The sequence below is a fragment of the Phenylobacterium sp. genome (assembly GCF_041919955.1).
GTDB lineage: Bacteria > Pseudomonadota > Alphaproteobacteria > Caulobacterales > Caulobacteraceae > Phenylobacterium.
Genome location: NZ_JAYRSU010000001.1, coordinates 167897 through 180838 on the forward strand (window position 1 = coordinate 167897; position 12942 = coordinate 180838).

The 12942-nt window shown below is 68.6% G+C and carries 13 protein-coding genes; 7 read left to right on the plus strand and 6 right to left on the minus strand.

The window, feature by feature from the left end:
* Positions 1–68: 68 nt before the first annotated feature.
* The 7 genes from pcaF to ACE3T2_RS00820 all read left to right on the plus strand — a co-directional run bounded on the left by pcaF (position 69) and on the right by ACE3T2_RS00820 (position 6032).
* Positions 69–1277, plus strand: a complete 1209-nt coding sequence (pcaF, locus tag ACE3T2_RS00790) for a 3-oxoadipyl-CoA thiolase (protein WP_374653676.1) — start codon at positions 69–71, stop codon at positions 1275–1277.
* Between the two features lie 11 nt (positions 1278–1288).
* Positions 1289–1804 (plus strand): hypothetical protein, encoded by a 516-nt coding sequence (locus ACE3T2_RS00795; RefSeq protein ID WP_374653678.1) that lies wholly within the window; start codon positions 1289–1291, stop codon positions 1802–1804.
* A 12-nt stretch (positions 1805–1816) separates the two neighbouring features.
* Positions 1817–2965 (plus strand): acyl-CoA dehydrogenase family protein, encoded by a 1149-nt coding sequence (locus ACE3T2_RS00800; protein ID WP_374653680.1) that lies wholly within the window; start codon positions 1817–1819, stop codon positions 2963–2965.
* Positions 2966–2967: 2 nt separating this feature from the next.
* Positions 2968–3258: a DUF3253 domain-containing protein gene (locus ACE3T2_RS00805; RefSeq protein WP_374653682.1), complete on the plus strand. Its 291-nt coding sequence runs from the start codon at positions 2968–2970 to the stop codon at positions 3256–3258.
* Positions 3259–3274: 16 nt separating this feature from the next.
* Positions 3275–3859, plus strand: a complete 585-nt coding sequence (locus ACE3T2_RS00810) for a uracil-DNA glycosylase family protein (protein WP_374653684.1) — start codon at positions 3275–3277, stop codon at positions 3857–3859.
* Positions 3856–4893: a lysophospholipase gene (locus tag ACE3T2_RS00815; protein ID WP_374653686.1), complete on the plus strand. Its 1038-nt coding sequence runs from the start codon at positions 3856–3858 to the stop codon at positions 4891–4893. Before ACE3T2_RS00810 ends, ACE3T2_RS00815 begins: the two co-directional genes overlap by 4 nt.
* A 62-nt stretch (positions 4894–4955) precedes the next feature.
* A complete protein-coding gene (locus tag ACE3T2_RS00820; RefSeq protein WP_374653688.1) occupies positions 4956–6032 on the plus strand; it encodes a Glu/Leu/Phe/Val dehydrogenase dimerization domain-containing protein in 1077 nt (358 codons plus the stop codon).
* Here ACE3T2_RS00820 and ACE3T2_RS00825 read toward each other — a convergent pair.
* The 6 genes from ACE3T2_RS00825 to ACE3T2_RS00850 all read right to left on the minus strand — a co-directional run bounded on the left by ACE3T2_RS00825 (position 6029) and on the right by ACE3T2_RS00850 (position 12691).
* Positions 6029–6496 (minus strand): carboxymuconolactone decarboxylase family protein, encoded by a 468-nt coding sequence (locus ACE3T2_RS00825; protein ID WP_374653690.1) that lies wholly within the window; start codon positions 6494–6496, stop codon positions 6029–6031. The two genes, ACE3T2_RS00820 and ACE3T2_RS00825, sit on opposite strands and share 4 nt — an antisense overlap.
* 96 nt (positions 6497–6592) lie before the next feature.
* Entirely contained in the window at positions 6593–6808 is a 216-nt protein-coding gene (locus ACE3T2_RS00830) for a hypothetical protein (protein WP_374653692.1), read from the minus strand.
* Positions 6809–6835: 27 nt separating this feature from the next.
* Entirely contained in the window at positions 6836–8170 is a 1335-nt protein-coding gene (locus ACE3T2_RS00835; RefSeq protein ID WP_374653694.1) for an MFS transporter, read from the minus strand.
* A 130-nt stretch (positions 8171–8300) separates the two neighbouring features.
* Complete coding sequence (locus tag ACE3T2_RS00840) at positions 8301–10562, minus strand: TonB-dependent receptor (protein ID WP_374653696.1); 2262 nt, start codon at positions 10560–10562, stop codon at positions 8301–8303.
* A 234-nt stretch (positions 10563–10796) separates the two neighbouring features.
* Complete coding sequence (locus ACE3T2_RS00845) at positions 10797–11423, minus strand: hypothetical protein (protein WP_374653698.1); 627 nt, start codon at positions 11421–11423, stop codon at positions 10797–10799.
* 14 nt (positions 11424–11437) lie between these two features.
* Positions 11438–12691 carry a papain-like cysteine protease family protein gene (locus ACE3T2_RS00850; RefSeq protein ID WP_374653700.1) on the minus strand — a complete coding sequence of 418 codons (1254 nt, stop codon included), beginning with the start codon at positions 12689–12691 and terminating at the stop codon, positions 11438–11440.
* Positions 12692–12942 lie beyond the last annotated feature (251 nt).

The following is a 12942-nucleotide window of genomic DNA, read 5'->3' on the forward strand; positions in this document are numbered from 1 at the left end:
GCTCGCGGCCATTTCAAACACTAGTTTGCGGCCATCCAGTGCAGCGAACTATGTGGCGGGGACCAAGGATGCAAGGCCGGACTGTCTATCTCGTGGGCGGGCTGCGGACGCCGATCGGCCGTTACGCCGGTGCGCTGTCGAAGGTTCGGGCCGATGACTTGGCCGCCCATCCGCTGAAGGCGCTGATGGCGCTCTATCCCAAGCTCGACTGGGAACAGGTCGACGAGGTGATCTACGGCTGCGTCAACCAGGCGGGCGAGGACAACCGGAACGTCGCGCGCATGGCGCTGCTGCTGGCCGGCATGCCGCAGAGCGTGCCGGGCCTGACCGTCAATCGCCTCTGCGCCTCGGGCCTGGATGCGGTGATCGCCGGCGCGCGGGCCATCGCCTCGGGCGATTCCGACCTGATCGTCGCCGGCGGGGTGGAGAGCATGAGCCGCTCGCCCTTTGTGATGGCCAAGCCCGATACCGCCTTCTCGCGCAGCCCGGAGATCTACGACACCACCATCGGCTGGCGGTTCGTGAACCCGGCCCTGAAGAAGGCCTACGGCGTCGACGCCATGCCCGAGACCGCCGAGAACGTCGCGACCGACTACCAGATCAACCGCGAGGATCAGGACGCCTTCGCCCAGCGCAGCCAGGCCCGCGTCGGCGCCGCCCGCGCCAAGGGCTTCTTCGACGGTGAGATCGCTCCGGTGACGATCAAGGACCGCAAGGGCGAGATCGTGGTCAGCCAGGACGAGCACCCGCGCCCCGACACCACCCTGGACGCGCTGTCGGCCCTCAAGCCGATCGTACGTGAGGACGGCACGGTCACTGCGGGCAACGCTTCCGGCGTCAACGACGGCGCGGCGGCCCTGCTGCTGGCCAGCGCCGACATGGTGCAGAAGCTGGGCCTGGAGCCGCTGGCGCGGATCGAGGCCGGCGCAGCCGGCGGGGTCGCGCCGCGGATCATGGGCGTCGGCCCGGTGCCGGCGGTCGAGAAGCTGACCGCGCGCCTGGGGATCAAGGTCGGCGACTTCGACACCATCGAGCTGAACGAGGCCTTCGCGGCCCAGGCGCTGGCCTGCACGCGGGCCTGGGGTCTGGCGGACGACGCCGCGCACGTGAACGCTCACGGCGGCGCCATCGCCATCGGCCACCCGCTGGGCGCCTCGGGCGCGCGCATCGCCCTGACGGCGGCGCGCACCCTGAAGCAGAACGGCGGCGAGCGGGCCCTGGCCACCATGTGCGTCGGCGTCGGCCAGGGTTCGGCCCTGGCCCTGGCCAAGGTCTGATCGTGCGAGTCTTGGCGGTCGCTGTCGCTGTCGCGGCCCTCGCCGGGGCCGCGACCGCCCCGATGCCGGTCCTCCCGTTGGAGGCGGTGAAGGCTGCAGGCCTGGTCCCCGAGACCAGGGTCGTTGAGGGACGACTGCAGGTCATGACCGGCCAGCGCGGCCTGATCGTCCTAGACCAGGCCGGCCAGCCGCAGCTGGAGGGCGTGGAGAGCGGCCGCGTCGGCATGGCCGCCGCCGACGGCAAGGAAACCTACAAGGGGGCGGGGGCGGGCAAGCTCGCCTTCGCCCTCGACGCCTCGGTCGAGAAGCGCCAGTCGATCCTGAAGATCTGGAACGGCCTGACCCGGCCGCTGGCCTATGAAGCCGAGATCACCGCCCTGCGCGGCGGCAAGCTGATGAAGAAGATGAGCACGATCTGCGCCGTTCCTGCAGGGGCGGTGGGCTATGAGGTCTGGCCCGATCCGGTTATCAGCGTCACCCTCTCCAAGTTCGCCGAGACCCCGGCGGACAAGCACGTCTGCCAATAGCCGAGACTTTTCATGGCCCTCGACCTCGAAACCCGCGAACAGCTCATCGATACCGTCCGGCGGTTCGTCAGCGAAAGGCTGCGGCCGATCGAGGCCAAGGTCGCCGAGGACGACGCCATTCCTGCCGAGGTGATCGAGGAGATGAAGGGCCTGGGCCTGTTCGGCCTCTCCATCCCCGAGGAATTCGGGGGCCTGGACCTCTCCATGGAAGACGAGTGCCTGGTGGGCGTCGAACTGGGCCGCACCAGCCCGGCCTTCCGCTCGGCCTTCGGCACCAATGTCGGCATCGGCAGCCAGGGCCTGGTGATGTTCGGCACCGACGCCCAGAAGGAAAAGTACCTGCCGGGCATCGCCTCGGGCGAGATCATCACATCCTTCGCCTTGACCGAGCCCGAGGCCGGCTCGGACAGCGCCAATGTCCAGACCCGCGCCGTGCGCGACGGCGACCACTATGTGCTGAACGGCTCCAAGCGGTTCATCACCAACGCCAACAAGGCCGACCTGTTCACGGTCATGGCCCGCACCGATCCCACCAAGCCGGGCGGCGGCGGTGTCAGCGCCTTCCTGGTCGAGCGCAGCCTGCCGGGCCTGTCGGTCGGCAAGCCCGAGAAGAAGATGGGCCAGCAGGGCGCGCACATCTGCGACGTGGTGTTCGACAACGTCCGTGTGCCGGCGGAGAACCGCCTGGGCGCCGAGGGTGAAGGGTTCAAGGTCGCCATGCAGGTGCTGGACCGCGGCCGCCTGCACATCTCGTCGGTCTGCATCGGCGTGGCCGAGCGGCTGATCACCGACTGTGTGGCCTACGCGACCGAGCGCAAGCAGTTCGGCCAGACGATCTCGAACTTCCAGCTCGTCCAGGGCATGATCGCGGACTCAAAGACCGAGGTCCTGGCGGCCAAGGCCCTGACCATGGAGACCGCGCGCAAGCGCGACGCCGGGCAGAGCGTCACCATGGAGGCGGCCGCGGCCAAGTACTTCGCGTCCGAAATGGTCGGCCGGGTCGCCGACCGGGCGGTGCAGATCTTCGGCGGCGCCGGCTATGTCGCCGACTACGGCATCGAACGCCTTTATCGCGACGTGCGCATCTTCCGGATCTACGAAGGCACCAGCCAGATTCAGCAGGTGGTCATCGCCCGCGAAACCCTCAAGCGCGGAGGCTGATCATGGCTGTCGACATGGAAGCGGTGATCCTGGACGTGCTGGGCAAGCTGGCTCCCGGCAAATCGGCCTCGTCCGAGGAGGTGGCGCGAGCCGCCGACAACGAGAACTGGCGGCGGCTGACCGGCCACGTGCGCAACACCGCCCGGGGCCTCGCCCGCCAGGGCAGGATTGTGATCACCCGGCACGGAAAACCTGCCGATCCGGAGAAGTTCAAGGGCGTCTATCGCCTGCGCCTGCCGATGGAGGGCGACGAGCTTACGGTGTCGCAGCCGGTGGACGCGTCGGACGCCTGAGGCCATATCGGCGGGCATGGGCCTGCCCGCGCTCCTCGACGAGATCGCCGCCTGCCGCGCCTGCGCGGGTGAGCTGCCGCATGAGCCGCGGCCGGTGGTGTTCGTGCGCCCGCAGGTGCGACTGCTGATCTGCGGCCAGGCGCCGGGGCGGCGCGTGCACGAGAGCGGCCTGCCGTTCACCGACGCCTCGGGCGATCGCCTGCGACAGTGGATGGGGATCGACGCGGCGACTTTCTACGGCCGGCCCGAGATCGGGGTGGCGGCCATGGCCTTCTGCTTTCCTGGGACCAATCCGAAGGGCGGGGACTATCCGCCGCCGCCGCGCTGCGCTCAACTCTGGCGGCCCAGGCTGCTGGCGCAGTTGCCCAGGGTCGAGCTGACCCTGCTGGTCGGCGGTTACGCCCAGGACTGGGCGCTGGGCGGGAAGACCAAGGGCAATATGACCGAGACGGTGCGGGCCTGGCGGGAGTATGCGCCGGCCTGCCTGCCGCTGCCGCACCCCTCGTGGCGCAACACCGGCTGGTTGAAGCGAAATCCGTGGTTCGAGGCCGAGGTGACGCCTTATCTTCGCCAGAGGGTTCAGGAGATGCTCGCGCCGTGAAACGCCTCGCCGCCATCGCCGCCGCCATGATGCTGAGCGCCTGCACGCCCTTGCTGGTGCAGCAGGCCGGCGCGCCGCCGGCCGGGTTTTCGGGGCCGAGGGTGGAGGGCGACGCCTTCATCTCGTTCGACGGCGCCCGCCTGGGCCTGACGCGCTGGGAGACGGCGGGCCAGCCGCGGGCTGTGGTCGTGGCCCTGCACGGCATGAACGACTACGCCAACGCCTTCCACCTCGCCGCGCCGCACTGGGCGCAGAACGGGGTGACGACCTACGCCATCGACCAGCGCGGCTTTGGCCGCTCGCCTAATCGCGGCGTCTGGGGCGGCGACGAGTTGATGGTCGAGGATCTGCGGACCCTGACCACCGTGGCGCGGATCCGTCATCCGGGCGTGCCGATCATCGTCGCGGGTGAGAGCATGGGCGGGGCGGTGGCGATCAAGGCCTTCGCCTCGGACCGGCCGCCGGCCGCCGACCGGGTGATCCTCATGGCCCCGGCGGTGTGGGGCTGGTCCAACCAGCCGCTGCCCTACAAGACCATGCTGTGGATGGCCGCGCACTTCACGGCCGGCAAGGTCTACGAGCCGCCGCGGTGGCTGACCAAGCGGGTCAAGCCGACCGACAACCGCGAAGAACTGATCGCCATGGGCCGCGATCCGCTGATGACCTGGGGCGCGCGGTCGGATGCGCTCTACGGCCTGGTCGGGCTAATGGACGAGGCCTGGAAATCGACCGGCCGGATCCAGGTCCCGGTGCTGTACATCTACGGCGCCAATGACCAGATCATCCCCAAGGAGCCGTCGTTCGAGGCTGCAATGCGCCTGAAGCCGACCGACCGCTCGGCCTTCTACGCCAAGGGCTGGCACCTGATGACCCGCGACCATCAGGGGCCCGTGGTGTGGGACGACCTGCTGTCGTTCATCCTCGACCCGGCCGCGCCGCTGCCGTCGGGCGCGCCGCGCATTCCGGGCTCGCCGACCCTGCCCAACGCGCCGATCGCCGCAGACGCGGCGGCAAGGGCGGCTCCAGGCTTGTGATCATGTCTGGACAGGCGTAGAGCCTGCGGCAATCTCTTCCAGCCTATAGTGGTGATTGCGGCATGACCTTGTTCGACTCCCCGGCGTTTGAGGGACACGAAGGCGTTCATTCGTTCTACGACGAAAAAACTGGCCTGAAGACCATTATCGCTGTTCACTCGACGGCGCGGGGCCCGGCCGCCGGCGGATGCCGCATGTGGCCCTATCCGACCGCCGCCGCCGCGCTGGACGACGCGCTGCGCCTGTCGCGCGCCATGTCCTACAAGAACGCCATGGCCGACCTGGAACTGGGCGGCGGCAAGTCGGTGATCATCGGCGATGCGCGCACCATGAAGACCCCGGCCCTGTTCGAGGCTTTCGGCCGTGCGGTCGAGGCCCTGGGCGGCCGCTATTGGACCGCCGAGGACGTCGGCGTCTCGCCCACCGACCTGTCCTACGCCCGCAAGGAAACCCGCTACGTCGCCGGCCTCGAAGGCCATCCGGCCGCCTCGGGCGATCCCTCGCCGGTGACCGCCGAGGGCGTGTTCCGCGGCGTGCGCCTGGCGGTCCGCCGCGCCCTCAAGCGCGATCTGGACGGCGTAACCGTCGCCATCCAGGGGGTCGGCCATGTCGGCGCTTACCTGGCCGACAAGCTGCACGCGGCCGGCGCCAAGCTGATCCTGACCGACGTCAACGAGCAGGCCCTGGCCGAGGTCGCCGCCCGCACCGGCGCCCAGATCGTGGCGCCGGGCGCGATCTTCGAGGCCGAAGCCGACGTCTTCGCGCCCTGCGCCCTGGGCGGCGCGGTGAATGAAAGCACCCTGCCGAAGCTGAAGGCCAAGGTGATTGCAGGCGGCGCGAACAACCAGCTCTCCGACCCCGCCGTCGGCCGGGCGGTGTTCGAACGCGGCATGCTTTACGCGCCCGACTATGTGATCAACGGCGGCGGTATCATCAATGTGGCGGCCGAGATCCGCGCCCTTGAGCGCGGCGAAGCCTTCGACCCGACCTGGGTCGACGCCAAGCTGGTCGGCCTGACCCAGACGCTGGAGCAGGTGCTGGACCGCTCCATCGCCGAGGGCCGGCCGACCCACGAGGTCGCGAACGAAATGGCCAAGGCCCGCATCGAAGCGGCCGTCGCGGCGAAGCTGGCGGCCTAGGCCGCCGCCTTCTCCGGCGCCCATTTGCGCGGGTGGGCCGAGCGGACGCCGACGGCCAGGCGGTTCCAGACGTTGATGGCGCCGATCAGCATGGTCAGCTTCACCGTCTCGGCCTCGTCGAACTGCTCGCGCAGGACGGCGTAGTCGGCGTCAGGCGCGCGGGTCTGGGAGATCAGGGTCAGGGAGTCGGTCCAGGTCAGGGCCGCCTTCTCCCGCGCGGTGAACAGCGAGCTTTCCCACCATGCGGCCAGCATGTGCAGGCGCTCTTCGGTCTCCCCGTGGGCGCGGGCGTCCTGGCTGTGCATGTGCAGGCAGAAGGCGCAGCCGTTGATCTGGGATGCGCGCATCTTCACCAGTTCGATCAGGCTGTGCTCGAGGCCGGAGGAGACGACAGCCTTCTCGAAGGCGACCATTGCCGAGATGACGTCCGGGGCGGCGGCGTAGGGATTCAGGCGAGCAGACATGGGGAGGTCCTCTTGCATCGTTGAGCCGTCACGCGGCTTCGATGACAGGACGCGCCGGCCCGGGCCTGTGTGACATTCGGCGTGAAAAAAGTCGCGCTAGAGGAAGCGCGGCCCCAGATAGATCGCCAGCGCGATCAGGATCACGACGACGAGGATCAGCCCGGCGTGCTTGCGCCCGCCGAGCACCGCGCCACCGGACCTCGCCAGGCGCGCCGCCTTGTCCCGCGCAGCCTTCTCGGCGGCCTCGCGCGCCTGCACCGCCTTGCGGCGGGCGGCCAGATCGATGACCTCAGGTTCCTTTTCGGGCTTCATGGCCATCGATCTAGCATGCCTTCCGAGCTAGGCCATCCGCGCCGTACGCGGTTCCTTCACAACCGTGAGAAGGATCGCCAGCCCCACCACCAGGAAGCCGATCGAGGCTCCGAAGACGATGTTGTAGCCGAAATGGTCGGCAACGAAGCCGCCGACCAGCGGACCGAGCGAAGCCATGATCCCCTCGGCGGTCGAGGAGATCGCGATGCGCATCGGCATCTCGGCCCGCGAGCCGAACTCGAGGATCATGGTCTGGGCCGCCATCATGTAGCCCGACTGCGCCGCGCCCAGGCCGAAGAAGGCCAGGAAGATCGCCCATGGGTGGTGGTTGACCATCAGCAGCGCTGTCGCCGCGATCCAGGCGGCCAGCGAGAAGACCAGCACCAGGCGGAAGCCGGTCTTGTCGCCCAGATAGCCCCAAACGAGGTTCGAGAGGGTGTCTGCGCCCAGGAAGGCGAGGCTGAGCAGGCCGAGGGTCTTGCCGTCCAGCGACATCGAGGACGAGACGTAGATGATGTAGAAGGGCGTGGCGATCCGGCTGGCGGTGGCGACCATCTGCACCACCAGGAACCAGGCGTAGCCGGGGTCGGACATGATCAGCCGCGGGAAGTCTTTCACCCGGTCGCGGAAGCGGGCCTGGGCCGGGAGGTTGGGCGGCTCGGGTTCCCTGAGCAGGATCTGCAGCGCCCACAGGCCCATGCTGGTCAGGAAGGCGGCCAGGGCGAAGGTGGTGGCGTAGCCGTTGCCGAACACGTTGCCCTGTATGAGATATTTCCCGGCCGCCCAGGCCAGCACCGCGGCGATCAGGCCGCCGGTGGCGTTACGCCAGGCCTGCAGTCGCCCGCGGCGACTGAGCGGGATGACCTTGGCCATCAGTAGTCCGAAGACCACCCGCTGGGTGCCCATGAACAGCCCGAACAGGAACATCAGGACCATCATGGCCACGATCAGCGGCTGGCCCGCCATGAACCAGCCGGCGAGCGCCATCCCGACGATCTGGACGCGGGCGAGGCCCCCCATCCAGACAGCGGCGGGCATCACCTTGGTGCGGTGCTCGATCTGGGTCGCCCCGAAGATCGGCGAGATCACGCTGCCGACCTGCTGCAGCGCCAGCCCGAGGCCGACGATGGTGTTCGAGCCCGAGATCATGTGCAGATAGGCGGGCAGGAAGGTCGGCGCGTTTATGAGCCGAAAGCCGGTCATGCCGAGCATGCCGTGCAGGTAGTTGCCTATGTAGTTCCGCTTAAGATTGTCCCAGACGAACTTCTCGTAGGCGGCTTCCTTTTCCGCCAGGCTCTGTTCGACGACGACGTCTTCGGACGCGGCTGAGGCCGCGTCCTCCTTCTCAAATCTTGCTTCCAACAGCGTTCCGCCCGCGCGCGGATCGCGAATGGGTCGCGCGGGCGACTCCCTAATTTTTTAACGGCTAAATTTAATACCGAACGTCGTACCAGAGTCCGGCGCCGCAGGGGAAGTGCTGTTGACCCGCAGGCTACCAGTTGGCCTCCAGGATTACCCCGACCACACGCGGCGCGCCGAACATGGCCCGGCTGGCCGACGGCTGGACGTACTGGACGTAGGCCTCGTCGAACAGGTTGTTCCCGAAGGCCGAGATCGTCCAGTGGTCGGCTTGGTAGCCGAGCTTGGCGTTGACCACGGTGCGCGCGTCGATGCGGCTGGCGGCCTGGTCCACGCCGGTCACGCCATAGGCGCTGCTGCGATAGTTGGCGTTCAGGTTGGCGAACAGGCCGTTGTCCCAGCGATAGTCGCCGCCAACCGCCCAGGTCCAGCGCGGGGCGAAGGCGAATTCCGACCCCGACAGGTCGGCGGTCAGGCTGCCGGCGGTCACGGTGAAGTCGTCGAACTTGGTGCGGCTGTAGCCGGCCGAGCCGTAGAGGCCCCACTTGGCGCTGGGCCGCCAGGCGGCCTCGACCTCGGCGCCGTAGAGGTGCGAGGCGCCGGCGTTTTCGGTTTGGGTGTCGTAGATGCTGGAGCCCAGGTTCACCTGCACCTGCTGGTCGCTCCAGTCCACGTAGTAGGCGTTGGCGTTGACCGTCAGGGTCTTGTCCAGCCACGCGGTGCGCAGGGCCAGTTCGTAGTTCCAGGTGTATTCCGGATCGTACGCTACGACCTGGGCGTGGGCGATGTTCAGGCTGGCCCCGCCCGAGCGATAGCCGCGCTGGGCCACGAAGCTCAGCGAGGCGTCGTCGGTGACGTCGTACTTTACGCCCAGCTTAGGAAGGAAGGCGTCGAAGTCGCGCGAGACCTCCGGCTGGGACGCGCCGGCTTGGCCGACATAGAGCGCAACGACCTGGTTGAGGCCGGCGATCACCGGGGCCAGGGCGCCGAAGGCGGCAGGGTTCGGATAGGTTCCGGCGAAGCGGGTCGACTGGCGCACGGCCAAGCTGCTTTCCTCGCGATCATAGCGGAAGCCGGCGAGGATCGAGGCCTTGTCGGTCAGGCGGAAGCGGCCGTCGGCGAAGATCGCGGCGGTCTTCACTTCCTCCGGTGCGTCGCCGCGGAAGTCGATGGCGACCGACGGGAGGGCCGCGACATAGGCGCTGGCCACGGCGCTGGCGTTGGCGGCCGGCAAGCCGAAGGGCGGGCTCATCAGCACGCCGATCAGGGTGGTGCGCGGCGTCGCGACATTGCTCAGCGAGGCGATGCGGTCGTCGCGCTCGCGGCGGCTGAAATAGAGGCCGGCCAGGCCCGACAAGCGATCGCCGTCATAGTTCAGGCGGAACTCCTGGGTGGCGGTCGAGATGGTCTCGTCTTCGACGGCGTGGGCGAGATCGGTCGGGCCGCCGTCGACGTCGTAGCGGCCGCGACTCTTCACCTTGTTCCAGGCGCTGACCGAGGAGAGCTTCAGCCGGTCGCTGAGCGCGTAGTCGGCCGACAGCGAGATCAGGTTGGTGGTGACGTCGTTGTCGCTCGGGAAGTCGCCCGTCGCCACGCGGTTCTCGAAGGCGTCGGGCCGGTCGGTGCGGGCGTAGCTGTAGACGAAGCCGCCCTCGCGCTCGTCATGGATGACGCTGGCGCGCACGGTCAGACCCGGCGTGGTCGAGGGGGTGAACAGCAGCTTGCCGCGGAAGGTGGTGGCGCGGACCGGATCCTCGTCGGTCTTGCGGGTGGTGTTGTAGATGAAGCCATCGGCGTCGCGGTCCTGGACCGACAGGCGGAAGGCGAGCTGGTCGGCGACGATCGGCCCGCCGATCGCCAGGGCGTAGGATTGCTCCTGGCGGTCCGACAGCAGGACGCGGCCGCGCGCCTGCCAGTCCCAACTCGGGTCCTGGGTGTTGATCACGACAGCGCCGGCCAACGCGTTGCGGCCCTGGAGCGTCGATTGCGGGCCGCGCAGGATCTCGACCTGGCGCACGTCCCACATGTCGAGCACGCCCGAGATCATGCCGCGCTCGGGGATCGCCGCACCGTCGACATAGACGCTGGCCAGCGCGCCCGAGCCGCCGCCCGAGACGTTGGAATTGCTGATCCCGCGGATGGTGAAGCCCTCGCCGCCGCGGGTCTCGGCCACGTTGGCCGTGCGGTTGACGATGTCGGTCAGCGACTGGATGTTCTCGGCCTCGATGCGCTGGGCGCCGATCAGGGCGACGCTCGCGACCGTGTCCTGCAAGCTGCGGGGCGCCTTCTCGCCGGTGACGACCAACTCCTCGACCTGTGGCGCGGCGTCCTGGGCGTAGGCCAGGGCGGGAAGCAGGGCGGCGAGGACGCCTCCGGTAAGGGCGAGACGGGACATTAAGAGCGACTCCAGGCGCGCCGCGCCGCATGGCTGGCGGCAGGGCGATCGTCGCCGGAAATGGCGCGATCGGCCGCCCCGGCGCTGGAACGGCGCGCGCAAAATCTCCCAGATGGGTTAAGCCTTGGTCTTCATCCGTGCAGGTGTGCAAGCGTCGCCTTGGCGGCGCCGTCGAACCCGCGGCTCGACGGCGCCGCCCGCCTGGCCCTGGAGAGGGGCGGGCCGGCGTGGGGACTAGCCGCCCTTCTCGGGGTCGGTTTCGGCGAGCAGGCGCTCTGCGACGGGCTTCAGTTCGGCGTTGAACTGTTCGAGGCTGTAGCGCTTGCCCGCGATCAGGGGCGACTTGGGGCTGGCCTCAGGAATGACGACGTCGGGGCGCCCGTCGCGGCCCTTCAGCCACATGGCGGTCAGGTAGAGAGCCGGTACGCGGATGATGCTGACGTCGTAGTGCTCGTCGCTGGCCGCGCTGTCGGCCTCGACGGAGCGGATGCGGCGGCCGAGCGAGGTGATCTGCGGGCCTTCGCTGACGGCCGAGAAGGCGTGGCTATGCAGATCGATGTCGGCCAGGGCGGCGGGCGCCTCATCGTCATCGGCGTGCAGCATGTAGGTCCAGAGCTTCGGCGTGGTGGTCGCGACCTTCTGGGCGGCGATCTGGTCGAGGCCGATCACGTGGACCGGGGCGGCGATCGGTTCGCGCGCGGCGGCTGGCGCTTCTCCGCGGCGTCGGCGCAGGTGGCTGACGATCCCCGAATTGATGGCCGGGGCGTGGGTGGCGATGGAGGCGCGGCGGGCCACAGCGGGCAGGGCGGCCTCCAGGGCGTTGGTCGAGGCCTCCGGCGGCCGGGCGAAATGCAGGGGCATGACGGTCTCCGCTCCTAGGGCTTGGTGAAGTAGGAGTGGGTCCAGCTTCCGGACCCGTTGTAGCTGTTGACCAGGGTGTTGTAGGCGACCAGCGAGGTGGTCCCCGAGCCGCAGTCCGACACCCAGACCAGGCCGTTGTCCTCGGTGCCGGTGGCGCAGATGAAATGCGCCCCGCCGCCGCTCCAGGCGACGCGGATGCCCAGCGGCCGGCCTTGCAGGATCTGGGACTCGATGGCCGCGAAGGCGGTGGTTCCGGAGTTCCAGCTGGCCAGGTGCCCGGTGCGCTGGAAGGCGTCGGACAGTGAGCCGTAGACGTTGCAGGCCCCAGACGCGCCGGACCCGCAGCAGTCGTTGCGGCCCAGCTGGCCATTGGCGATCAGGCACTGGGTCCAGGTGGTGTTCGGGTCGTAGAACCGCGCGACGCTGGCCCCGGTCGCGGCCCAGCACCAGTTGGCCTGGGTCTGCTGCTGCATGGTGAAGCGCAGCACCACGTCGACTGGATCCTCGCCGGCCCAGCCGGTGACGAAGCGGGGCTGGAAGCCCTGCGAGGTCAGTTGCTCGAACTTGAGCTGATAGGTCGGGGCCGTCATGCCGTGGTGGGCGACCGAGGCGACGGCGTTCTTCTCCCAGAGGCCGGCGTAGAGGTCCTTGCCGCCGACGGCCGCTGCGCCGGCGCAGATCAGGTCGTAGCCCTGGGCGGCGAGGTCCTCGCAGGTGTCGCGGAAGGCCTGTTCGCTCTGGTGATGCCGCGCGACCCAGGCGGGTCCGCCGCTCTTTTCCCAGATGGCGGCGTACCGGTCCTGGCCGGCGACGGCGTAGACGCTGATCCAGGTCGGGCGATAGCCTTGGCCGACGAACTGGTCGAAAGCCTGCTGGTAGGCCGACGACGTCAGGCCATGCCGGGCGACCCAGGCCGGGCCGTCTGCTTTTTCCCAATAGCCCGCATAGCGGTCCTGGCCGCTGACCGCGTAGCCGTTGATGAACTTCGGGCGATAGCCCTGGCGCGCCAGATCGTCGAAGGTGCGCTGATAGTCCGCGGACGACAGGCCGTGACGCGCGGCCCAGGCGCCGCCCTTGCGCTTGTCCCAGATCGCCGCATAGCGGGCCTGACCGCCGGACTCGTAGCCGCTGATCGAGCGGAGCCGGAAGCCCTGGGCGGTGAACTCGTCGAAGGCGTGCTGGTAGTCCGATGACGTCAGGCCGTGTCGCGCGACCCACGGGCCGGGCGCGCCCTTATCCCAGGACGCCACAAACAGATCTCTGGCCATTTGACGTTGCCTCCCATTCAGAGCTTTCCGGCGCGCAGGAGTTCTCGCGCTCAGAAGAGCGTTTGTGAAAGTCAGTATAAAAAGCTGCTATTGGCGCGCGGCTGTTAAGCATCCGACGAGTGGCGCCATGTTTCACTCTGAACTGAAGTCGATGATTATCAACCTTCGGGCGAATGTATAGAAGAAAATCGGAAACATGGTGAACGAGCGTGAGCATTCGCTTTCGCGAATGCTCTGCTGTATTTGAAGGG